Here is a 22052-nt window from a genome sequence, read left to right on the forward strand (position 1 = left end):
CGTTTATCATACAGGCTATGATAGTGAATGTCAAGCAATGCAACCGCGGGAATTATGCAATTTGTACAATATTTTTTCTATTTTTTATTTAATATAGACATTGTCAACAGTACCCTGTGTATATATAATCATATAAAAAGAACGTTCTTTATATCGTTCTTTAAATACTTTACCGCTGGTGTGCATGCCGCTGTATTTAGGGAATATTTAAACTAAGGAGAATTCGTTAATGGGAGTAAAAGAAAGTATCTGTGAGTTCGTAGAAGAAAAAAAAGACCTGTTCATCGGAGTGAGTGAACAGGTGTGGAAAAACCCGGAGCTGGGTTTTGAGGAATTTAAGTCATCCGAAATTATAATCAATGCCCTGATCCGGGAGGGTTTTCAGGTGGAACGCGGTATCGCCGGTATTGGCACGGCGTTTCGGGGCACCTTTGGCCATGGCAGTCCGGTCATCGGTTTCCTCGGCGAATACGACGCCCTGCCGTCCCTAAGCCAACAGGCCATGACTGCGGTTAAGCAACCTGTGTCAGAGGGCGCCGCCGGGCACGGATGCGGCCACAATGCCCTGGGAGCAGGTTCTCTCGCCGCGGCGGTTGCTTTTAAAGATTACCTGAAAAAAACAGGGCTTCCGGGCACCGTTGTTTATCTCGGCTGTCCTGCTGAGGAATCTGGCTGCGGTAAAGCATTTATGGCAAGAGAAGGCATTTTTGACCCGCTGGATGCCGCTCTCACCTGGCATCCCGATTCCTGTACCGGAATCTTTGCCGCCTCTTCCCTGGCCGACTATTGCGTTCTGTTCAAATTTAAAGGAGTCTCCGCCCATGCCGCTTCTTCCCCGCATCTTGGGCGCAGCGCACTGGATGCCGCAGAACTGATGAATGTGGGCGTCAACTTTTTGCGGGAACATATCATTGATCAGGCCAGAATCCACTATGCATTTCTGGATACGGGCGGCTCCGCCCCGAATGTGGTCCAGGACAGCGCGACGCTCTACTATTACATACGCGCACCAAAGAACAGCCAGATTATGGAGATTTATCCCCGCGTCGTAAAAATCGCACAGGGTGCCGCTATGATGACTGAAACAACACTGACCATCGAGGTTAAGAGCGCTCTTTCGGACTATATTCCCAACCAGATTCTCTCCTCGGTCATGGGTGAGTGTAACCTGGAACTGGGCGGCATCCAATTCAGCCGGCAGGCCGAGGAATTTGCAGCCGCGATGGCCGATTCCATCAGTGCGGAGGATAAAGGCACCATTTTCGAACATCTTACCATGTACTGTGACCCCGAAACAGCCGCCTCCTACACAGATCGAGTGCTCTTAGGCAAAGCATTCGGATATTATCCCCTCTCCTGCTGCCTGCCCGGCTCCACCGATGTAGGGGATGTATCCTATATCGTCCCGACCGCGCAGATGGTTGCAACGACCGCCATTCTCGGCACTCCGGAGCATTCCTGGCAGTTAACCTCCCAGGCCAACAGTCCCATTGCGCATGAAGGACTTCTGTATGCAGGAAAAGTCATGGCATACACGGCCTGCCGTCTTTTAGAAGAGCCTGAGCTGCTTGAAAAAGCAAAAGCCGAACTGAAAGCTGCGGTTCCCGGAGGTTACGTCTGTCCAATTCCGCCCGAAGTAATGCCTGAGGCACAGTCACAGCCAAACTAAACGGCCAATCCAGAAAATAGAGAACATATTTCTTTGAAAACAAAGGAGGAAAAAAATTATGACATATTCTGATGTATCGGGCGGCGGCCTGCTTTACACGCTGGTAATCGCCGGTCTGCTTTTCATGATCGGCCTGTGTGTTGTCTTCTATATTAAATCTTACCGAAGGGCCATACAGCTTGGCATTTCCCGGGAGAGCATTATAAAGATCCACAAAAATACACTCTTAGTCACCATCGTTCCCTCACTGGCCGTCATCGTCGGGCTTGTTTCACTCACCGCCGTAATCGGAATACCATGGTCCTGGTTCCGTTTAAGCGTTGTAGGAGATGTTTCCTATGAACTGATCGCGGCGGAACTGGCAACATCCGCCATGGGCTTTACCGATATTACATCGGCGGCCCAGTCGGAGGCATCCACATTCTGCGCCATCATGTTTGTCATGAGTATGGGAATTATCGCAGGCGTCATTATCAATGCCCTGTTTGGCAAGCAGATTATCACCGGCGTGAGCAGGCTCGGGCAGTCCAAAAGCTCCTTCGGGCAGATTATCAACGGTTCCCTGATGCTGGCCCTGATGGCGGTTCTGATTCCTTTCCAGATTTTCCAGGGAAAGGTTGCCACAATGGTTCTTATATCCAGCGTCGGTATCTCCTACCTTCTGACCTTGATCGGTAAAAAAATGGGCTGGTCATGGCTGGGAGACTTCGTCATGGCGTTTACACTGCTTCTCGGAATGGCATCCGCAGTTTTGTGGACTCAACTTTTTTAATCGGAGGATATAAATATGAATGAAGATAAGAAATATATAGACAGCGTACACCGAATCGGCCGGATTGGTTCTTTGATTGCCGTCGGGTTCATGCTTGGAATTCCAACGGTCATCTGCATAGTTTACAAGTGTTTCCCCAACCCCGGGACAATTATACAGTCCGGCGCCGGGCTGCTGGCCCTGATGCTCCCGATTGATTTTGCGGAAATCATCGGTTACGCCCCGATTCTGGGTTCTTCTTCCTACATTACCTTTATCACGGGAAATGTAATGAGCCTGAAACTTCCGGTTGTCATCTCTGCGCAGCAGATCGCGGGCGTGGAAGCAAACACCCAGGAAGCCGATGCCGTGTCAACAATGGCCGTATCGCTTTCCTCAATCGAGACAACGATGATTATCGCCCTCGGAGTTGTACTTTTAAAACCCCTGGCTCCGGTTCTCACCCAGCCCGTGTTCAGAACCGCCATCCAGTATATCGTTCCCGCCCTCATCGGCGCCCTGGTCATCGGTGTGTTTGGCAGAGAATCCTCCGATAAATATATTAAAAACAAATCCCTGGTAGCCATCGCCCCAACATTCCTCTCCGTCCTGGCGCTGCTCTTCATCCCGGACATGCAGTCCTATCAGGGTATTGCTATTCTGATATCCATTCCGGTGGCAATAGGATGGGCCTATGTACTCCATAAAAAAGGACTTATTACAATGGTCGATGTGAGCGCCAACGGTGTCAGCGGCTCAGCCTGCTAATTCAGGTTTGTGAGTCTTCAGTCCCGTCGACAACCTGTCCGGGGAAGGAAGGAGAAAAGGAAGCGGGTCCCCGTAGGAATCTTTTCTCCTGGATTCCCCCCTCACCACAACCTGCAAACTGGGACTGAAGACTCATCCACCCCCCTCCCACCACCCCGTCCGCCGTCTTTCAGAGGCGTCCTCGCATCTCAATTAAATCCTCAAAACCCCCGTAAGAACGGCAACCACCATCACCAACGCATTTGTAATGAACATGATTACAGCCCCGTACTTACAGAACTTTTCCGGCTCAACCTCACAAAGCGCACATCCCACATAAGTAGATGAATTCATTGGCGTTACGCCGGTGGCAAGGGCCAGATTACAGACAAACGGGGCAATAATTGCGATTCCTCCAATCCCAAAGGATGCCCCCACAGAGATAAAAAGCGGATACATCGTATTATAAATCTGATAAGGTACAAAATAGATGATCGGTACGCAGAGGAACAGGAAAATAATATACATATATCGCATCAAAAATTCCGGAAGAATTCCAGTCATGGCCTGAGCAAGCGCATTTACCATGGATAGGCGGCTTCCATCAGCCGGAGCGGCGTTGAAAGCCGCAAGATAGAAACAGATTGCAAGCAGCATGATCAGTACATTAAAGAACGTCAGCCCGGCCTTGTTCCAGATCTCACCGAAGTTATTCGGATAATTTACCATAGCGGTTACGATCGAGGCTGTCAGAAATATCAAATAGCTTGGCAGTTTGAAGACGGCCAGTGACACAAGCGCTGCAATGAATACGATAAGATTAAACCAAAAGAGTTTTGGCCGGGCATTTTGTTTTTCCTCCTTTACATCTTCTGTTTTCACTTTCAGCATGGCGGATTCTTCCGGCAGTCCCAGCGTACCGTTCTCCTTTTTATGTCTCCATGCAAAGTATAACCATTGCAAAATAATAGCCGGGATAAAGCAAAGTCCCCATGGAATCGATGCCGCGGCCAGCTCGGTCGGATCGCAGCCCGCCATGATCGATGAATTTACCACCCCGATGCCCCAGGGAAGAAAACACACGGCGGCCATCGCTGTCTGGCAGATGATAAACGCATATTCCCTTTTGATATTAAACTTTTTAAACATAGGTATCATAATCGGAAAGCAGATCAGATACGCAGTGGACATGCTGGCCGTTAAATAAGCAAGAGCACCGATAATTGTAGTCATAATCATAACCACGACAACATTCATGCGCTCTCCGACCAGAGTGACGACACCATTGATAATGGTATCAAACATTCCCGACTCCGTCAGCATTGTAAAATAAATCAGGCCAAATAACAGCATCCACCCGGCCGAAGTCATGATCTCCGAAATCTTTGACAGGATAAATCCGCTGATTTCAAACACATTATACCCAAGCCCAAGTAAACAGAAAACAGGGACTGCAAACATAACAAAGTTCATGGGAATTTTTCTCGACAGGATGCCGCCAACAACAAGTGCAAGCAGAATCACCGCCATTATAGTAGGACTCATTTTCATTACCTCCTCAGTAGTATTGATTTTATTATTTCTCTGTTCCCCCGGCCTCTTTAATCGCGATAGTACCGGCTCCATTGGCTTACCGCATTCTGTTCTTTTATTTCTTCCGGCGTCATATTCAGGAAATTGAGATATCCTGACTTTAATTCCGAAAGGAAACGTCTCCATTCCGAGGGATCGACAAAGACCATTTCTTCTCCGTTCTTCTTCTTTTCGGCCTTCCTGTATGTATCATTGTGAAACGGATGGTTTCCCAGCATAATATCCACCGGTTCATTCCAGACCTTTTCAATGGAAGAAAGGAAATCATCACGCAGGGAAAGCGGCAATCCCGCTTTTTTTAACCATTCTTCCGATACGGTCGAATAACCGGCCCCTCCGTAAATTCCAACGTTATAATCTTTCCCGTCATGCCTCAGGTTCCAGAAATGGGACATAACCCCTTTTGAGTGCCCGGGAGTGAGAACACATCGGATTTTTGTATTGCCAAGCTCAATCACATCACCATCCTCCAACTCCACATCGGGAGTAAAGCATTCATTAAACGGGCCTAAATCCTCATTCATAGATGCCATACGTTCGGGATTTTCCCGCATATCCTCCGCATCCACACGGCTGATAAATGCCCGGGCGCCGGTCATATGCCGGAGAGCCTCAACCGCTCCGAAATGATCGCTGTGTGCATGTGAAACAACAATATACTTCAAATCCTCCATCCTGAAATTCAAACGGCAGATGTTATGAATCAGCCCGGGCAGGCCGGACGCACATGGGGTATCCAGCAGCAGAAGCCCGTCACCCGTATCAATCAAATGCGAGGAACACCACTTATTTCCCACAAAATACAGGTTCCCCAGTATATTAAAGGGAGCCATGTCAATAAGATACGGCCTTCTCTTCGCCTCTTCCGGCGGCATCATGTTGCCAAAACGATTAAACATAATTACTTCTCCTTCCACACCAATACAATTGATTTTTGCGTCATAATCTTTTACAATTAAAACGTTACGATAATTATATAAATGTTAACCCATATAAACAATTCGATCTCATTCACAGCAGTATGACTTACAGGAATACTCACGTGACTTTATCAGGAGGCGCCGTGGAACTATATCAATTAAAATATTTTCTGGAACTGGTAAAAACCGAACATGTCTCTGCTGCCGCCGATTTTTTGAACATTTCCCAGTCGGCGCTCAGTAAAAATATAACTTCTCTTGAAAATGAGCTGAATCTCCAATTATTTGATCGGACCAAAAACCGTCTCAAATTAAATCATAATGGTCTTATTTTCGCAAAATATGCTGAAGAGGCACTTAATACCCTCACCCTCGGTATCAATACGGCCAGAAGTATCTCTTATGAAACTTTGGGAATGATTCGTATCTACTGCTATGCATACGCTCCCATCATTACATCATGCGCAAACGCATATTCTTCCCTTAACCCTCTTATCGACTTCGATATCAGCCAGTCAAATATGCTGATAAACCAGAATCAAAGTGAAGATTTGGATTTTATCCTGTATTCCTCTTCCAATAACCATCCTATTGTGAATAAGGAACAATTCTGGGTATCTCAGCCGCTTTTTCAGGAAAATATGGTATTAATCGCATCCGAAAACTGCAAAGAGTTTCCTTGCACGATAAAGAAAGATGCAGAGTTTGTTGATTTGGCTTATTTTGATAATACGCCTTTTGTTGTTATGTCCCAGTCCGATCTGTTTTTCAGCGATATCACCTATTCACTTTGCCAAAAAGCAGGTTTCATACCAAGAACCTTTTATCAGACCGATGATTTTCTCACAAAAATCAGTACGATCCGACACGGATTGGCGGTCTCCCTGATTCCGGAGTCCTGCCTTTCGGATGCCCTGGCCCTTTGCCCTGGCCTGAGACATTACAAATTGTCTGAACCGGGTAAATCACGGACCGTCTATCTGATGAGGCATCGGAAAGCTTTGATGACGGAAGCTGCTATGGATTTCTGGAACTTTGTACTGGATTATTACCACCTGCCTGAAGATTCATCTGTCGATTAGTTGCAGTATCCCGCTTCCGGATAGTAATAATAGGAATCATATTTCATAAAAGGGGCTGCAAAAAACTCCCAAACCGAAAAAAGTGCTGAATGTCTCACGACCTCAGTGCTTTTTTCGGTTTGGAAGTTTTTTTACATCCCCTTCATATGTTGTATACGAAACGAAACAACGGAATTTAAAAGCCTATCGCTCTTCCTTTATCCGATATTTCTTCATCTTTCTCCACAGCGTCGTCCTGCTGATATGAAGCAGCCCCGCCGCTTTCGTACAATTCCCGTCCGCCTCATGCAGGGCGGCCTTAATCCGGTCCTCTTCCCTGTTTTCGCGGCCTTCTTCATCCGACGTCCCTATGCTGCCCGAAGCCCGTTCCGGTGCATCCGCGGTTTCCAGGCATACCGTCTCCGAAAACGCGTTGCCAAACAGGGCCATTTTAACATCTCCCACGGAAATCTCGGTCTCTGTGGCAAAGATGGCAGCCCGCTCAATGATATTGGACAGCTCTCTTATATTTCCGTAATAGCGGTGTGTCTTCAATAGTTCCAGCGCACCGGGCGCAATCCCCGTGATCTCCCGCCCGTGCTTTTCCCCAAAGGTTTTTGCAAACTGCAGGGCCAGTGGCGCGATATCTTCCGCTCTCTCCTCCAGCAGGGGAAGCTGCAACGTCAAAACGCTTAGCCGGTAGTACAGATCCTTCCGGAAATTGCCCTTTTTCATCTCCTCCAGAAGATTCCGATTTGTCGCCGTGATAATCCTGACATCCACGGGAATGACGGAACTGCCTCCCAGGCGGACAATCTCACGCTCCTGGATGACCCTCAAAAGACGCGACTGAAGCGAAACCGCCATCTCGCCAATCTCATCTAAAAAGATTGTGCCTTTGTGCGCCATCTCAAAAATCCCGGCTTTTCCATTGGGACTGGCTCCCGTAAACGCTCCTTTTTCATAGCCGAACAGTTCACTTTCCAAAAGACTCTCCGGAAAGGCGGCGCAGTTGACTGCCACAAAGGGCTGGTTTCTCCTGCTGCTGGCATTGTGGATGCTCTGGGCAAATAGTTCTTTCCCCGTGCCGGAATCGCCGCAGATCATCACCGTACTGTCCACTCCCGCATACATCATGGCCTGATGCTTGGCTTTTACAATTTCTTCGCTCTCGCCGATAATGTTCTGAAATGTATATTTTGCGGCATAGCCTTTTGTGGCCGAATGCCTGCGGATCTTATTCTCCACCGCCTGGATATCGTCCGAATCCTGGATATTTACGATGATTCCCTTGATTACGCCGTCCGTCACAATCGGCAGGCTGCTGACAGCCAGATAGTGGTTCCTGTACGCCACGAGGTAATTATAAAACCGTTTTCCCTGCATGGTTCCCGAAATGACGGCGGGGAACGGAAACAGTTCGATGCACTCCCTGCCAAGGACCTCTTCCTCCCGAAGTTCCCCTCCGAGTATTTTCAGCGCCACCTTATTAATATTTGTAATAACGCCGTTCCTGTCCAGTGTCATCATTCCCTCGGAGGAGTTGTCAAGCAGCATGCTGATCGTGCGGTAACGGACCTCCTGGGCCAGCAGGAGTTTCAAAAGCCGCTGTGCGTCGTAAATCGCTTCTAACACGACATCCTCATTGCAGCCGAACAGCACACAGGGAATTCCCTTCTCAGCGGCCAGCTTCCGGATCGTCACGCCTCCGACGATGGCGCTGATTCCTTTCTTCTTTAAACTGGCGATTTCCTCCCGCGCTTCCTTTATGTCCGCAACCTGGATGACGACCGTCTTTACCTTCCAGTAATAGTATTCTTTTTTAGCCGATTCAAGCATCACCTCGGAGAAAACAATCATGGCAATCTGTTCGCCGTACCGGGACGCCTCCTCGATGGCCGAGGCAAAATCAGAGAAAGCAAAACGCACGGCAACCATGGGAATGGCGACCTTCTTCTGGATGCGGTTCCAGACACCGCCCCTGGAAATAATAATTTTAGCTCCCCGCCTTACTTCCAAAGCCGCCACCTCTTCCACCTCCAATAATTCTGCCAGAATAACGCGGCAGTCCAACTGCCTCTCCTCCACCAGTTTTTTTGAAAGTTCAAAGGCAATGGGATTCGTCCATATCATTGATATCTGGGAATTATTGTTCCTGTCCATTTTTCTCCTCTTCTGCACACAGCCGTTCCTCACCGGTTCCACCCGTTAAGACAAGTATAACATCCACCCGAATATCCGGCAACCGATTGGATTTTGATTTCCTGAAGAGGCGCTTTATTTTTATGAGCGGGACGCTTTTATTTTGTCAAGAACCATCGGCAGGAATATTCCGATGATAATCAAAGCCGTAATAACCAGGCTGATTGGCCGGTGCAGATAGTAAGACAGCAGATCTCCCCTTGAAAGGTTGACCGCCTGGCGCAGTCCCTTCTCCGCCATGTGGCCCAGCAGAAAGCCCAGCACCATCGCAGCCGGAGGGAACTTTGCCAGTCTCATGAAGTAACCGATCAGGCCGAAAATAATCATTATATAGACATTGTACATATCGCTTGAGATTGCGTAGGAACCAACCACGGCCAGCACGACGATAATCGGGCAGAGAATATTGACCGGGACTTTTGTAATCCTGACGATGTAGCGGGCAATAAACAGGCCGATGATTCCCATCATGATATTGGCCAGCATAAAGCCAAAAATAATTGCATAGGTCGTACCCGCCTTTTTTACAAACAGGTCGGCTCCGGGCTGCAGGCCGTGGATCATCAGTCCTCCCATCAGAACAGCAGCCGCGGCGCTTCCGGGTATTCCAAGAGTCATCATCGGGATACAGGCCCCGCCCGTAACGGCGTTATTTCCCGCTTCCGATGCGGCCACCCCTTCGTAAGAGCCCTTTCCGAATAATTCCTTATTCTTTGATCTGTTTTTTGCCGTATTATATGCCATCCAGGAACCGATCTCACCTCCGGCTCCGGGCAGAATTCCGGCAAACACGCCAATCACGGATGAACGCAGAATCGTGGGCAGCAGCTTTTTGTATTCCTTCCACGGCAGCAGCACCTTCCCGCTCATCTCAGCCACATCGGCCACATTGACGGTCTTCCCCTGGCTGCGGGCGTTTTCCAGCTGATCTAGCACCTGTGGGATTGAAAACAGGCCAATCAGCGCGGGAACCGTCGGGATTCCGCCTAACAGCGGCACGATTCCGAAGGTATAGCGGGCATAGCCGGAGGAAGCGTCAATTCCAATACATCCCAGCACCAGGCCGAGGCAGCCGGCCAGGAGCCCCTTGACTAATGACTCCGAGGCCAGGCTTGCGATAACGCTGAGTCCCAGGCAGGCCAGCAGGAAATATTCCATGGAACCGAATTTAAGGGCCGCGGAGGCCAGCATGGAGGCCAGGAAGAGAAGCGCCACGGCGCTGATGGTCCCGCCAATCATGGAAGCGCTGATAGAAACGCCGAGAGCCTGCAGGCCCTTTCCCTGTTTCGTCAGCGGAAATCCATCCAGGGCGGTCGCCGCAGAGGACGGGGTGCCCGGCGTATGGATTAATATAGCGGTAATCGAGCCGCCGCAGATAGCCGAAGTGTAAATGGTCATCAGCATGGCTATGGCGGAAATCGGCGACAGTCCGTAGGTAAACGGAAGCATCAGGGCAATTCCCATTGTCGCGCTCAGCCCCGGCAGGGCGCCGATAAACATCCCTCCCACAACGCCCAGGAGAATGCAGAACATCGTCTCCAGTGTAAACAGGGACGCAAAGATCTCAGGGCCCGCATCTAAAAATGTCTGTAGCAAAACAATCACCTCCTCAAAACAGAATTCCCGCGGGCAGGCTGAGTTTTAACCCCATGCAAAACATCACATAGAGGAACAGATCCATCCCTGCCGTCACTCCCAACAGTATGAACGGTTTCCTGACCTTCAGAAAATACATGAATGCGGCCATAAAAACGGTAGTTGCCACAAAAAAGCCGATACTCCTGATTCCAATGATATAAAGCACCATAATGCAGTATGCCTTGCACGGCAGGATAAACTGTTTTAAAAAACCGGCCCCTTCCCGGAGTTCTCCTTTTTTTATCCGCTTTGACTGTTCAGCCACGCCGCTTATCAGCAGCAGTACGGATAAAAGAAAGGTCACGGTCAGAAATAACTGGGGAAACATCTGGGCGGCTTCCGGAAACGCCAGCGATAAATACCAGAACCAGCCGCTGAAAAGTATCAGAAGCATCCCAATTACCACATCCAGTGTCAAATATTTTTTCATTTCACTCCTCCATTCCGGAAACAAACAGGAATCGTTAGTGTCCTCCGCTTTTTACGTCCCCTACTCATTGTATCCAAGCTGATCCGCATATTTTTCAACCATTTCTTTAACACCGGCTAAGTATGCGGCATACTCTTCACTTCCCATAAAGTCCACCTCATATCCTCCGGCTTTCATGGTCGCCAGGTACTCCGGATCTTCCGACGCCTTTTTACAGGCATCCTCGAGAATTGCCTTCAGCTCTTCATCCATTCCGTTCGGCACGACGATGCCGCGCGAGGAACCCAGTACAACGTCAAACCCCTGCTCTTTTCCCGTTGGCACATCGGGAAGAATTTCCGATCGCTCCGATGCCAGAACGGCCAGTATCTTTGCGTTTCCATCCTCGAACATGGTAAAGGAATCGCCTACCTTGCCAAAATAAATATCTGTCTCGGCTCCCAGGAATCCAGCCTTGGAGGCCGATATACCGTCCGCGTAATTGATTCCTGTCATATTTGTAATTTTGCTCCAGCCCATGAACTCATACATCGCAATTTCATCGGCTCCGCCTCCCGAGGTCAGGCTGACTAAAAATTCCGTTTCCGAATTTTCCTTCAGACAGGCAACTAATTCTTCCAGATTGTCCACATCGTCAAACCGGCTGTCATCCGCCCGGACACAGATGGTGCAATAATCGGTAACACAGTTTACGAGAGGGGTATAATCATCCATCGTATACTGGATTTGAAGAGATTTATTTAAATAATTGCAGAATTGAGGCGTGGCCAGGGAGCCGATATTATAGCCGTCCGGCGCAGACTGGATTAAACGGATCCAGGCATTCCAGTTCTGCCCTCCCGTCACATTTTCAACCGTCACGGTTCCGTTTCCAGGCAGATACTTTTCTATGTAAGGGGAAATCATTCTGGCGCAGAGATCCAGTCCTCCTCCCGCACTGCCGGAACAGATGTAAGTAATATTTTTCGTTGGAAAATCTGCGTATTCCCCACCGGCTGAATCCGCCGCGGCTTTTTCCGGTTTACTTTCCGCCTGTTCCGCGTTCCCGGTTCCGGCTTCCGCCTGAGCGGTCTCCTTCGCCGGAGCTCCGGCACTGTTCCCGCCGCTGCATCCCGCCAGAACGCCCATCATCATGCTGAGACATAAAACTGCTGCTAATCTTTTTTTCATTTGTTTTCCTCCCTATGCATTATATTTTGTAAAATACATCCCGTTTTGAAACTGTCCGGGCTCCGTGATCCTCCCTTCTTCCACCCCCGTCACATTCTCATAACAGCGTTCCACCATAGCCTGCAAAACCTCGTCCGTACTGGCTCCCATATGCGGTGTAATCACGGTATTATCAAGGCTGAACAGAGGATTTTGGGCCGCAGACGCCGGTTTGTCCTCCTGCTCCAGCACATCCAGGGCAGCCCCTGCTATCGTCCCTTCCGCCAGTGCCTCATATAAATCCGCCTCATTGACCACACCGCCCCTGGCCGCATTGATAATCACGGCAGTTTTCTTCATCATTGCCATCGTTTCCCGGTTGACCAGATACTTTGTCTCCGGTACCAGCGGGACATGGAGCGTAATTACATCCGAAGTGCGAAACAGTGTTTCCAGCTCCACATACTGAAGCGCTTCCCTCTCCTCCGTCTCAGGCGGAAGACGGCGCGCATCATAATACTGGACCCTTGCCCCAAATCCCCGCATCAGCCGGGCAACGGCTCTTCCTATATTGCCGATTCCGACAATGCCGATGCACTTACCGCAGATCGTATGGCACTGGGGCAGATAAACCTCCTTGGACCAGATGCCTTTACTTAAATCCCGGTTCAGCGGGAGGATTCTTCTATATAAGGCGAGAAGCAGAGCCACCGTCATTTCGGAAACCTGTACCGCATTGATTCCTGCACAATTCATAAAGGGAATATTGTAACTGCCGATCTGCTTCATATCATACTGGTCAAATCCGGCCCCCCACTTCTGCATCAGCTTCAGGTTCCGTGCAGACTTAAGCAGTTCATCGCTCAACTCCACCCTGCCCCGCAGAAACAGATAGTCCGCATCTTTTGTCTCCTCAATCAGGACCTTCTGTTCCGGGACTCCCACAAATTTGAGGCTGTATCCCTCCGGACACAGCTCTTTAAAAAGCTCCACCGCCTTATCGTTGTAAATTCCCGCGACGACTATCTTTCTCACCGCTCCCCCTCCTCTATGTAAAGAAAATCCGCCTGCTCCATCTTCCCCCGGTACAGTTCCTCGTGTTTTTCATAATTGACGCGGCCGGCCGTATAATCAGAGATGGTTTTTTCCTCCGATGCAAACTTTTTTCTAACCTCTTTAAGGATTTCCGGGGCGTCTTCCGGCCGTATCACGACGATTCCATCCCGGTCACCCACTAAAATATCGCCGGGCCGTATCACCTGTCCGCCGACACAGACGGGGACATTGATCTCACCGGGGCCGTTTTTATACGGTCCCTGGGGAGTGATTCCCTTACAGTAGACCGGAAAGTCCATATCCCGCACGGCGTCGCTGTCCCTCATGCATCCCTCGACCACCACTCCGGCAAATCCTCTTGAAATACAATAGCGCATCATAATCTCACCGGCCAGGGCGCGCTCCATCCCTCCGCGTCCGTCCACCACCAGCACATCGCCCGGTTTTGCGAGATCCATCGCCCGGTGAAACATCATGTTGTCTCCCGAAGGACATTTCACCGTAAAGGCCACGCCCAGAAGAGGGGCGTCATTCAACGGCTTTATCTCTGAGCTGGTACAGTAAAGCCGCTCCATCACATCACCAATGTTGCTGGAAGGAAATCCCCGGAACTGCTCCACCAGCTCCGGATCCGGCCTGTTTATATTTAAAAAAACCCTGCGCCCTACATGATTACCCATACTTTTATTCTCCTTTTCTGTATACAAATCCGACCGTACTAAAATAATATTAATCGGTCAGCTGCCACGTCAGCCCGTTGCCGTCCGAAAAACTGCTGACGGTCCGCCCGGTATCTGCTATCTTCTTTTTTTCACTCTTAAACTCAATCCCCTTCGCTTTCAGGCACTCCACATCATCGTTCTCCCCTTCACTCTTAAAAGCGATATGGTGGATACCGGTAAATGCGCCGTCCTGCACTTTATGTATCTCAAAAACCACCTGATTTTCCCCGGGAAGCGCCATTTCCACCGAGTTTCTCTGCGGCATGCTGCGCTTCACCGCCAGACCCAGTTTTTCAAACATGGCTATCGTTTCATCAAACTCCGTTACCCTGAGATCAATATGGTCCACTTTAACTAACATAGATTTACCTCCTTACCACACAAAACCGCCGGAAGCGGCAATCGGATGATAGATGGAAAATGCCTCCGCATATTTGCAGCCCGGCCGGCTTCCGCGGCCCGACGCTTCATTGGCCCGCACCTCCGCTTTACGCTTATAGGCGGCATACATTCCGGGCTGTGTGGAAAATACCTTCATCGCGCGGCTTTTTATCTCAAACACCTCTGTAATGTCGACATAGACAACCGGTTTAAATTCACTGATTTCCGTGATATGGGGCTCGAAGCCGAAAATCGGCGTCTGTCTGGGCGAAACCTCCAGCCCGTCCCGGAAACCGGCTCCGGTTGCTGCGGCATGCGCTTTCTGAACGAGTTGGTGGACCGTGTTATGATCCGGGTTAAATGCATCAAAGGCAGAATGAGTGATAATCAGATTCGGCCGGAACTCCCTTATCTCATGGGCCAGTTTTTCAACACAGCCGTCCGCCCCCGTCATCGGATAATCCGGCAGTCCCCAGAATTCCGCCTCCTCCACGCCCAGTATCCTGGCCGCCTCGGCTCCCTCCGCGCGCCGTCTCTTTAATCCTTCCTCCGCATTAGCCCCTTCCGTCTTCCAGTAGTCATTCGCCTCACCGCGCAGCCCGTCGGACACGATGATGAGCTTAATGGCGCTTCCCTCCTGTGCATAGCGCGCTATCACTCCCCCGCTTCTCCATACAAAATCTCCAATATGGCCGGCAACAACCAGGATACTCGGTTTTTCAAAAATAGTAGTCATGATGGTCCTCTCCTTTTCTTTTTGTTGGTCTTCTGGATCCTTTTACTTGCTTACAGTTCTATATAATAGCAAGTTGCATGCCACTATTTTGCAATGCGCTCTATTTTTCTCTGATTTCACTCTGCTTTTAAATTATATTATCTGAAATCAGCTGATTTATCAACTTTCTGAGAGTAAAAACAATTCCTTTTAATTTCAATTTTATTTTAGAAGAGGGAATGTGTTTTGGTAGGACATTTTTTCATTTGTTTCAAATGTTTCACTTTATTGTTACACCGTTTCCCACAACCGTTTCTCTATGTTTCACTTTTCCTCTTATCACATATATTACAAAGGAAACCGCCTCTTGCCTCCAATCCAGATGTATAGATTTTGCTAAAAAATTATGATATACTGTGTCACAGACTGTAACGTTCCGTACCATCATCGTTACCAAAACTTTTACATTATCGGAGCAATTTCAGGAAACCGGGAGATGAATTTTATGAATAAAAACAGAGAAGAGTTATTTGAAACCAGCCCCATCGGCAGGGCCGTCCTGACCCTTGCGGTCCCGACTGTCTTAAGTTCGGTCGTCACCGTTCTCTACAGCCTTGCCGACACCTATTTTGTGGGTATGATGAACAATCCGGTCCAGACCGCCGCGGTAGCGCTGGCAGCCCCCATGCTGCTTGCTTTTAATGCGGTCAATAACCTGTTTGGGGTCGGCAGCTCCAGCATGATCAGCCGGGCTCTCGGCAGAAAGGACTATAAGACCGTCCGCGAGAGTTCCTCCTTCGGGTTCTACGGCGCGTTTTTCTGCGGGGCGCTTTTTGCCCTTCTCACCACCGTCTTTCGCGGCCCTCTTCTCGCTCTTTTGGGCGCCGATTCTGTCACCGGAATCCCTACCGGCGGCTATCTGAACTGGACCGTTACCGTCGGCGCCGTCCCTGCCATCTTGAACGTCGTGATGGCCTATATGATCCGGTCGGAGGGTTCCGCGCTCCACGCCAGTATCGGAACGATGAGTGGCTGTCTTTTAAATATTGTGCTGGACCCGGTTTTCATACTGCCCTGGGGACTTAATATGGGCGCCGTCGGAGCCGCCTTGGCAACCTGCCTTTCCAACTGTTTTGCCCTGGTTTATTTCCTGGTCTATCTGTTTGCGAGAAGAAAGACCACCTGTATCAGCATCTCCCCGAAGTCGCTGAAGCTGAGCCGTGAAATTATAACGGGGGTCTGTTCCGTCGGCATCCCCGCCTCCATCCAGAACCTTTTAAATGTGACGGGAACGACGATTCTTAACAACTTCACCGCCTCCTACGGCGCCACCGCCCTTGCGGCCATGGGAATCTGTCAAAAGGTGAACATGGTGCCGATGTATGTGGCAATGGGACTGTCCCAGGGTTTGATGCCTTTAATCAGCTATAACTACGCCAGTGGCAACAGGAAGAGGATGAAAGAGGCGCTCTTTTTTGCAGAAAAGCTGGCTCTGTCCTTTTTAGTCACCGTGACCATAATTTTTTATTTTTCTGCCGGAACACTGACACGCTTTTTTATTGAAGATGCAGAAACCGTCGCTTATGGAACCCACTTTTTAAGGGGCTTCTGTCTGGCGCTCCCTTTCCTCTGCGTGGATTTCATGGCGGTCGGCACCTTCCAGGCCGTGGGAATGGGCAAAGAATCGCTGTTTTTTGCCATCTCCCGCAAGGTAATTCTGGAAATTCCCCTGCTTTACTTACTGAACCGCTTTTTCCCGCTCTACGGGCTTCCTTTTGCCCAGGTGATTGCGGAAGTCATTCTGGCCGTCCTGTCGGTCTTCGTGCTGGCCAGGTTCTTAAGAAAATCCGGGGCAATCGGTCACAGTTCCTGACTCTGCAGACTACTTAAGCGATGATACTTCCATCGCAATTGCCCATTAAGCCCCTATCACACAAAATCATATAAAAAGCAGCCCGGTCTGTCGGTACCGGGCTGCTTTTTATATGATTTTATATGCTTCAATGGCTCAATAGTTCATAGTCTTAATATATTAAATACCCCTTTTTCTTCTCAGCTTTTCTTAATCCCGAGCAGCGCATCCACCACCGCCTCCACCGACCGCTCTTCCACGGAAAGCGTCAGCCGCGGCTCATGGATGTCTTCCAGGTAATGAGCATCCGAATCGCTTAAAATGATGCACTTTTCCAGATAGGGGTTACTCTTTTTAAGCGTGTGGTACTTCCCCATATCCGCTATCTCCGCCGCAGTAAAACGGCTGTCCACGGGAATGAAGCCCAGGTTGGAAATCAGGCTGTTGGTCGGCTTGTCGATATGCGCGGGAAACATGACGCCTCCATAGGAGCGCACCAGTTTCCACAGGCCCTCGAAAGAAATGTCGGTGCTGTTGATAAGGAGATTCTCCACATGGCCGCAGACACAATCGGAACAGTCATAAATCTCCTGTTTTCCAAATATATCCTCCCTGTTCGCAACCGGTATTAGATGCCCGTAGACATAGGCGTCAAACTCCATCGCCGCCTCAAGAGTTTTAAAAAGGCAGACCGCATGAACTTCCTCCGATGTGTTAATCTCCATCCCAGGGATGGCCAGGATGCCGTACTCCCCGGCCGCGGCCAGCACCGCCGGACAGTTTTTGCAGGAATTGTGATCGGTCACGGCAATCACATCCAGCCCCTTGACCGCCGCCATACCCGCTATGTTATAGGGCGTCATATCATCGTTTCCACAGGGCGAGAGGCAGGAATGCAGGTGCAGATCATAAAACAGATTCATCATGTCAGATTCTCCCGAGTATTCTGTAAACCTCCAGGGCTCCGTCAAAAACAGGGACCTCCGTCCGGAACACCGTAATTCCCTGCTCTTTTGCCTTCTTTGCCGCCGTCTCATCGAGTGAAACGCCCTCCGCCAGTATAATACAGGAGACATCCGTCAGGGCCGCCACCGCCAGGGTGTTAATGTTGCCCATCACGGTCACCCACACGCTGCCTTCCGGCGCCCGTCCCATCGCAATACTTAAAAGATCGCAGCAGTAAACACCGGTCACTTCGCGTTCCGGATCCGCCCCATCGCTGACCTTCTCGAAACGGCCGCTCTCAATCAGCTTCTCAATCAGATTGTTTAAGGTCATCTTCTATCCTCCTGGCATTCTTCTCAAGACGCGACATCTCGTCGGCAATTTTATGGACACATTCGCGGAGCACATAGACGGCCTCGTCGCCAAAGTTCTCCCCGTCGATCATACAGTCCGCCATGATTGTCACTTCTTCGGACAGCTTGTGGAGATTCTCCCTCAGATGGTAAATACAGTCCTTCTCATCCGCCTCGCCGCGCACAATATCCTCCGCCAGCGCCTTACAGGTCGGCGCGCCGCAGGAGCCGCAGTCCAGCCCGGGGAGTTTCTTGCAGATCCGCTCCACCTGGTTAAACCTGGAAAAGCTCTCCATCATCGTATTCCCCAGATTGAATACCGGTTCAAATTCCACCGGCTGGGTCCAGTTGACACAGTTCCTGGCGTCTTCGTCCAGATGGCTCCTGGAAACCGGCATGTATTTATGGAGCCATTTTAATTTAACTTCCGCAACATAGGGATTCTCCACCGTCAGGACGCCGCCGACACAACCTCCGTTGCAGGCGTTTAATTCCACAAACTTAAGGTTGGAGAATTTCTGGTCCTCCATGTCCTCCAGTACACGGATTACGTTCTCAATTCCGTCGGCCGCCAGGTAGCTCTCCGTGAAAAGGCCGCCGGCTTCCCCGCTCCTTCTTCCCCAGCCTACGCCTATCTTCCCCGACTCCATCATATCCGGCGCCTTCGCGTCGACCGTCTGCATATAGGAGATTAGCTGCGGATAGATATCCTTGATCGCCAGCACCCGGTTCACCTCGCTCTTATCCGTTCCCAGTGGTGATTTTACATATGTCACCTTAGACGGACACGGAGAAATAAAGAAAATGCCGATTTTCTCCCTGGGCAGTCCCGTCTTCTCCATCGCCTTCTTGACGGCAAGCTGCGCCGCCACCTCGATCGGCGGCTTTAAGGGGAGCAGGTTTGATATTAAATTAGGAAACTTCACTCTTATCAGGCGTACCACCGAAGGGCAGGCCGTGCTGATGAAAGGCGCACCCGAATAATTGGCCGCTATGTATTCCCGCGTCGCTTCCGAGACCATCTCGGCGGCCGCGCTCACCTCAAATACATCGTCAAAGCCCATCAGAACCAGGCCGTTCAGCACAATATTCACGTCGTCCAGGTTATTGAACTGGCTGTACAGCGACGGAGCCGGAAGGGCCACCGTATATTCATATTGTTTTAACGAATCCAGCGGATCATAAAGAGCCAGCTTAGCGTGATGCGGACATACGCGAATACACTCGCCGCAGTCAATACAAAACTTGCTGTTTATCTGCGCTTTTCTGTTTCTCACCCGAATTGCCTGGGTGGGGCATCGCTTGATGCAGTTAATGCATCCCTTGCAAAGCTCCGGGTCCAGACGAACGGAATGGTAAAATTTATCCATAACCTTCCCTCCTCACCCGGACAGACTGTTTTATGCAACATTGACAATCATCGTTATCGTCGTTCCAACTCCCAGTTCTGTCTGGATATCCATATAATCGGAATATTTTTTCATATTGGAAAGCCCCATACCGGCTCCAAAGCCAAGGCTCCTGATTTCATCAGGGGCGGTGGAATATCCCTCCTTCATAGCCAGTTCGATATCGGGAATTCCAGGCCCGACATCGGCCAGGACCATCTTTATGGACTCCGGCGACACCTCCACCGTGATATCCCCGCCTTTGGCGTGGATGACCATATTGATCTCTCCCTCGTACATGGCTATCGCTACTTTTCTTATGGCGCTGGGACTGATACCCAGTTGTTTTAACTTATTCTTAACATCACTGCTGGCCTCTCCCGCCCTCGTAAAGTCATCGGGAGATACCTTATACTGCAGTGTAATCACATCATCCATCAGATTGCACCTCCCCGCAGGCCTGCTTCATAGAGCATGCCGCAGGCAGAAAACATCCTGTGTCCCGTCTCCATAATAACAAGGCCGGTCTCCTTTGCCAAATCCAGCATGAGCTGATCCGGCTTCTTCCCGCGGACAAAGATAATACAGACGATGTCCAGCATCTCGGCCGTCCTGATAACCTGTGGATTGCAGAGTCCGGTCAAAAGAATGGAATGATCCTTGGAAAATGCAAGTACATCACTCATCATATCTGCGCCGCAGGCAGTTCTCACTTCCCGATCCAGGTATTCCTCCCCAACCAGGACCCTCGCTCCCAGGACCCTGCGTGCGTCTTCTACGGTCATCATAATAATTCCTCCTCATCCTCCTGCATATTTGTTTTATTTTTACAAAGTCCTGTATCTAGGATATCATCGTAAATAGGAATTATCAACAAAAATATTGTGGATTTTTCTGTAAGACCATGTTAAACTATTTAAAAAAGTTCAGTAATCATAAGGAGGTTAAAACATGTCCCACAAAAAAGAAGGCGTATGCTTTACCTGCACTCCAGAACAGGAGGCCGCTTTAAAGAAAGTCATTGCCGATTTAAAGGACACAGATGGCGCTTTAATGCCTATTCTGCAGCATGCGCAGGAAATCTTCGGTTACCTTCCCATCGAAGTGCAGACGATGATTTCCGATGAAACCGGCATTCCCCTTGAAAAGATATACGGGGTAACCACATTCTATTCGCAATTCTCCCTGCAGCCCAAAGGCCAGTACCGGGTTTCTGTCTGTCTTGGAACCGCATGTTACGTAAAAGGTTCCGGCGAAATTTTCAAGAAAATCGAAGAACTGCTTGGCATCACAAACGGAGAATGTACCCCTGACGGCAAATTTTCACTGGATTCCTGCCGTTGTGTAGGCGCCTGCGGCCTTGCCCCGGTTATGATGATAAATGATGAAGTTTACGGCAGACTGACTGTGGATGACATTCCGGCCATCCTTGCCAAATATGAATAACAGTCTAAGAAACGGAAAGTGAAATAAGATTATGATGACAGAATTATCACTCAATATTCTGGATGTGGCTGAGAATTCCACAAGAGCCGGCGCAAAACTGGTTCGGATTGCGGTGGAGGCCGATTTTCCATCCGACCTTTTAACTATATCAATCCGTGACGACGGCTGCGGCATGAGCGAAGAACAGGTGAGTCAGGTGACGGATCCTTTTTTTACCAGCCGGACCACCCGTAAAGTAGGGCTTGGGGTCCCTTTCTTTAAATATGCGGCGGAAAGCACGGGCGGAAGTTTCATCATCTCCTCTGTTCCAGGCAGGGGGACCGATGTAACGGCTACCTTTGTTTTATCCCATATTGACCGGATGCCCCTCGGCGACATCACCTCAACCATACATACGCTGATTGTCTACCATCCGGATACCGATTTTGTCTACACCTACCGTTATAACGAAAAATCATTTACCCTTGACACAAGACAGTTCCGTGAGATTCTCGGAGATCTTCCCTTTGATTCACCGGAAATCTCTTCCTATATAATGGAGTATCTGACGGAAAACAAACTTGAAACTGACGGCGGCGCCCTCTATTAGGCGCCTTGGAAATGCGATGAAAAGCGGAGGACTTTTCACCGCCGGCAACGGAGGAAAAATCTATGAAGAGCCTTGAAGAATTGAAAGCAATCCGTGAAAAGATGCAGAATCAGGTAAACTTACGCGAAGGCGGAGCCGGTTCCACACGTGTTGTAGTCGGTATGGCTACATGCGGAATCGCAAGCGGCGCAAGACCTGTATTAACCACCCTGTCCAACCTGGTCCAGGAAAAGGGCCTGACGGGCAAAGTTACGGTGACCCAGACCGGATGTATCGGCCTCTGCCAGTATGAGCCCATCGTGGAAGTAATGGAGCCCGGCAAAGAAAAAGTCACCTATATTAAGATGAATGCGGAAAAAGCGGCTGAGGTTGTAGAGCGACACTTAATCGGCGGCCATCCGGTAGAAAAATATACATTAAATTCAGCAGATATCAAATAAACAGG

Annotated in this window: 23 protein-coding genes; 8 read left to right on the forward strand and 15 right to left on the reverse strand. The window is 49.7% G+C overall.

The annotated features are described in order from the left end of the window. Positions 1-229 precede the first annotated feature (229 nt). From V3C10_14860 to V3C10_14870, 3 genes are read left to right on the forward strand one after another with little or no spacing between them, the layout of a single operon-like run. Positions 230-1669 (forward strand): amidohydrolase, encoded by a 1440-nt coding sequence (locus tag V3C10_14860; protein ID WVP60585.1) that lies wholly within the window; start codon positions 230-232, stop codon positions 1667-1669. Between the two features lie 58 nt (positions 1670-1727). Then, positions 1728-2441, forward strand: a complete 714-nt coding sequence (locus V3C10_14865; protein ID WVP60586.1) for a DUF5058 family protein — start codon at positions 1728-1730, stop codon at positions 2439-2441. Between the two features lie 15 nt (positions 2442-2456). After that, a complete protein-coding gene (locus V3C10_14870; protein WVP60587.1) occupies positions 2457-3188 on the forward strand; it encodes a hypothetical protein in 732 nt (243 codons plus the stop codon). Between the two features lie 192 nt (positions 3189-3380). Here the strand turns inward: V3C10_14870 and V3C10_14875 are convergent, their stop codons facing one another. Together V3C10_14875 and V3C10_14880 are read right to left on the reverse strand one after the other, a co-directional pair. Beyond that, entirely contained in the window at positions 3381-4712 is a 1332-nt protein-coding gene (locus tag V3C10_14875) for an SLC13 family permease (GenBank protein WVP60588.1), read from the reverse strand. 56 nt (positions 4713-4768) lie between these two features. Beyond that, positions 4769-5659, reverse strand: a complete 891-nt coding sequence (locus V3C10_14880) for an MBL fold metallo-hydrolase (GenBank protein WVP60589.1) — start codon at positions 5657-5659, stop codon at positions 4769-4771. A 164-nt stretch (positions 5660-5823) separates the two neighbouring features. On the opposite strand from V3C10_14880, the gene V3C10_14885 reads away from it, so the two are divergent. After that, positions 5824-6762, forward strand: a complete 939-nt coding sequence (locus tag V3C10_14885; protein ID WVP60590.1) for a LysR family transcriptional regulator — start codon at positions 5824-5826, stop codon at positions 6760-6762. 183 nt (positions 6763-6945) lie between these two features. Here the strand turns inward: V3C10_14885 and V3C10_14890 are convergent, their stop codons facing one another. The 8 genes from V3C10_14890 to V3C10_14925 form a co-directional block, all read right to left on the reverse strand. After that, the gene (locus tag V3C10_14890; GenBank protein ID WVP60591.1) at positions 6946-8904 is read right to left on the reverse strand and encodes a sigma 54-interacting transcriptional regulator; all 1959 of its coding nucleotides are present in this window, start codon (positions 8902-8904) and stop codon (positions 6946-6948) included. A gap of 120 nt (positions 8905-9024) precedes the next feature. Next, positions 9025-10539, reverse strand: a complete 1515-nt coding sequence (locus V3C10_14895; GenBank protein ID WVP60592.1) for a tripartite tricarboxylate transporter permease — start codon at positions 10537-10539, stop codon at positions 9025-9027. A gap of 13 nt (positions 10540-10552) precedes the next feature. After that, positions 10553-11011, reverse strand: a complete 459-nt coding sequence (locus tag V3C10_14900) for a tripartite tricarboxylate transporter TctB family protein (protein WVP60593.1) — start codon at positions 11009-11011, stop codon at positions 10553-10555. A gap of 60 nt (positions 11012-11071) precedes the next feature. Then, entirely contained in the window at positions 11072-12181 is a 1110-nt protein-coding gene (locus tag V3C10_14905) for a tripartite tricarboxylate transporter substrate binding protein (GenBank protein WVP60594.1), read from the reverse strand. Between the two features lie 12 nt (positions 12182-12193). Further along, positions 12194-13195, reverse strand: a complete 1002-nt coding sequence (locus tag V3C10_14910; protein WVP60595.1) for an NAD(P)-dependent oxidoreductase — start codon at positions 13193-13195, stop codon at positions 12194-12196. After that, positions 13192-13896, reverse strand: a complete 705-nt coding sequence (locus tag V3C10_14915) for an RraA family protein (GenBank protein ID WVP60596.1) — start codon at positions 13894-13896, stop codon at positions 13192-13194. Before V3C10_14915 ends, V3C10_14910 begins: the two co-directional genes overlap by 4 nt. Positions 13897-13945: 49 nt before the next feature. Further along, complete coding sequence (locus tag V3C10_14920) at positions 13946-14299, reverse strand: VOC family protein (protein ID WVP60597.1); 354 nt, start codon at positions 14297-14299, stop codon at positions 13946-13948. 12 nt (positions 14300-14311) lie between these two features. Continuing rightward, positions 14312-15055 carry a PIG-L family deacetylase gene (locus V3C10_14925; protein ID WVP60598.1) on the reverse strand — a complete coding sequence of 248 codons (744 nt, stop codon included), beginning with the start codon at positions 15053-15055 and terminating at the stop codon, positions 14312-14314. Between the two features lie 484 nt (positions 15056-15539). On the opposite strand from V3C10_14925, the gene V3C10_14930 reads away from it, so the two are divergent. Beyond that, positions 15540-16907, forward strand: a complete 1368-nt coding sequence (locus tag V3C10_14930; GenBank protein ID WVP60599.1) for an MATE family efflux transporter — start codon at positions 15540-15542, stop codon at positions 16905-16907. 179 nt (positions 16908-17086) lie between these two features. Here V3C10_14930 and V3C10_14935 read toward each other — a convergent pair whose 3' ends face one another. Genes V3C10_14935 through V3C10_14955 form a run of 5 tightly spaced genes read right to left on the reverse strand, consistent with a single transcriptional unit; the run spans position 17087 to position 20357 of the window. Beyond that, the gene (locus V3C10_14935) at positions 17087-17812 is read right to left on the reverse strand and encodes a PHP domain-containing protein (GenBank protein ID WVP60600.1); all 726 of its coding nucleotides are present in this window, start codon (positions 17810-17812) and stop codon (positions 17087-17089) included. A gap of 1 nt (position 17813) precedes the next feature. Further along, positions 17814-18164 (reverse strand): hypothetical protein, encoded by a 351-nt coding sequence (locus tag V3C10_14940; GenBank protein ID WVP60601.1) that lies wholly within the window; start codon positions 18162-18164, stop codon positions 17814-17816. Then, positions 18142-19554 (reverse strand): [Fe-Fe] hydrogenase large subunit C-terminal domain-containing protein, encoded by a 1413-nt coding sequence (locus tag V3C10_14945; GenBank protein WVP60602.1) that lies wholly within the window; start codon positions 19552-19554, stop codon positions 18142-18144. Before V3C10_14945 ends, V3C10_14940 begins: the two co-directional genes overlap by 23 nt. Positions 19555-19584: 30 nt before the next feature. Beyond that, positions 19585-20010 (reverse strand): ATP-binding protein, encoded by a 426-nt coding sequence (locus V3C10_14950; protein ID WVP60603.1) that lies wholly within the window; start codon positions 20008-20010, stop codon positions 19585-19587. Beyond that, positions 20010-20357, reverse strand: a complete 348-nt coding sequence (locus tag V3C10_14955) for a DRTGG domain-containing protein (GenBank protein ID WVP64636.1) — start codon at positions 20355-20357, stop codon at positions 20010-20012. The genes V3C10_14950 and V3C10_14955 overlap by 1 nt, the downstream gene beginning before the upstream one ends. Positions 20358-20523: 166 nt before the next feature. Between V3C10_14955 and V3C10_14960 the strand changes: the two genes are divergently transcribed. The 3 genes from V3C10_14960 to V3C10_14970 all read left to right on the forward strand — a co-directional run bounded on the left by V3C10_14960 (position 20524) and on the right by V3C10_14970 (position 22047). Then, positions 20524-21018, forward strand: coding sequence for an NAD(P)H-dependent oxidoreductase subunit E (locus V3C10_14960; GenBank protein WVP60604.1), 495 nt, complete (start codon positions 20524-20526; stop codon positions 21016-21018). Positions 21019-21049: 31 nt separating this feature from the next. Then, the gene (locus V3C10_14965; GenBank protein ID WVP60605.1) at positions 21050-21607 is read left to right on the forward strand and encodes an ATP-binding protein; all 558 of its coding nucleotides are present in this window, start codon (positions 21050-21052) and stop codon (positions 21605-21607) included. A gap of 62 nt (positions 21608-21669) precedes the next feature. Then, on the forward strand, positions 21670-22047 hold the full coding sequence (locus tag V3C10_14970) for a (2Fe-2S) ferredoxin domain-containing protein (GenBank protein WVP60606.1): 378 nt from the start codon (positions 21670-21672) through the stop codon (positions 22045-22047). Positions 22048-22052 lie beyond the last annotated feature (5 nt).

Source organism: [Clostridium] symbiosum (assembly GCA_036419695.1).
In the GTDB taxonomy this organism is placed as follows: Bacteria; Bacillota; Clostridia; order Lachnospirales; family Lachnospiraceae; genus Otoolea; species Otoolea symbiosa_A.

What these genes read in the sequence shown, in the direction of transcription:
- V3C10_14890 (WVP60591.1), bottom strand. Translation starts at nt 8,904, where the DNA reads ATGGACAGGAACAATAATTCCCAGATATCAATGATATGGACGAATCCC.
- V3C10_14860 (WVP60585.1), top strand. Translation starts at nt 230, where the DNA reads ATGGGAGTAAAAGAAAGTATCTGTGAGTTCGTAGAAGAAAAAAAAGAC.
- V3C10_14925 (WVP60598.1), bottom strand. Translation starts at nt 15,055, where the DNA reads ATGACTACTATTTTTGAAAAACCGAGTATCCTGGTTGTTGCCGGCCAT.
- V3C10_14915 (WVP60596.1), bottom strand. Translation starts at nt 13,896, where the DNA reads ATGGGTAATCATGTAGGGCGCAGGGTTTTTTTAAATATAAACAGGCCG.
- V3C10_14955 (WVP64636.1), bottom strand. Translation starts at nt 20,357, where the DNA reads ATGACCGTAGAAGACGCACGCAGGGTCCTGGGAGCGAGGGTCCTGGTT.
- V3C10_14940 (WVP60601.1), bottom strand. Translation starts at nt 18,164, where the DNA reads ATGACCTTAAACAATCTGATTGAGAAGCTGATTGAGAGCGGCCGTTTC.
- V3C10_14865 (WVP60586.1), top strand. Translation starts at nt 1,728, where the DNA reads ATGACATATTCTGATGTATCGGGCGGCGGCCTGCTTTACACGCTGGTA.
- V3C10_14945 (WVP60602.1), bottom strand. Translation starts at nt 19,554, where the DNA reads ATGGATAAATTTTACCATTCCGTTCGTCTGGACCCGGAGCTTTGCAAG.
- V3C10_14930 (WVP60599.1), top strand. Translation starts at nt 15,540, where the DNA reads ATGAATAAAAACAGAGAAGAGTTATTTGAAACCAGCCCCATCGGCAGG.
- V3C10_14905 (WVP60594.1), bottom strand. Translation starts at nt 12,181, where the DNA reads ATGAAAAAAAGATTAGCAGCAGTTTTATGTCTCAGCATGATGATGGGC.
- V3C10_14965 (WVP60605.1), top strand. Translation starts at nt 21,050, where the DNA reads ATGATGACAGAATTATCACTCAATATTCTGGATGTGGCTGAGAATTCC.
- V3C10_14900 (WVP60593.1), bottom strand. Translation starts at nt 11,011, where the DNA reads ATGAAAAAATATTTGACACTGGATGTGGTAATTGGGATGCTTCTGATA.
- V3C10_14970 (WVP60606.1), top strand. Translation starts at nt 21,670, where the DNA reads ATGAAGAGCCTTGAAGAATTGAAAGCAATCCGTGAAAAGATGCAGAAT.
- V3C10_14920 (WVP60597.1), bottom strand. Translation starts at nt 14,299, where the DNA reads ATGTTAGTTAAAGTGGACCATATTGATCTCAGGGTAACGGAGTTTGAT.
- V3C10_14870 (WVP60587.1), top strand. Translation starts at nt 2,457, where the DNA reads ATGAATGAAGATAAGAAATATATAGACAGCGTACACCGAATCGGCCGG.
- V3C10_14875 (WVP60588.1), bottom strand. Translation starts at nt 4,712, where the DNA reads ATGAGTCCTACTATAATGGCGGTGATTCTGCTTGCACTTGTTGTTGGC.
- V3C10_14950 (WVP60603.1), bottom strand. Translation starts at nt 20,010, where the DNA reads ATGGATGATGTGATTACACTGCAGTATAAGGTATCTCCCGATGACTTT.
- V3C10_14935 (WVP60600.1), bottom strand. Translation starts at nt 17,812, where the DNA reads ATGATGAATCTGTTTTATGATCTGCACCTGCATTCCTGCCTCTCGCCC.
- V3C10_14960 (WVP60604.1), top strand. Translation starts at nt 20,524, where the DNA reads ATGTCCCACAAAAAAGAAGGCGTATGCTTTACCTGCACTCCAGAACAG.
- V3C10_14880 (WVP60589.1), bottom strand. Translation starts at nt 5,659, where the DNA reads ATGTTTAATCGTTTTGGCAACATGATGCCGCCGGAAGAGGCGAAGAGA.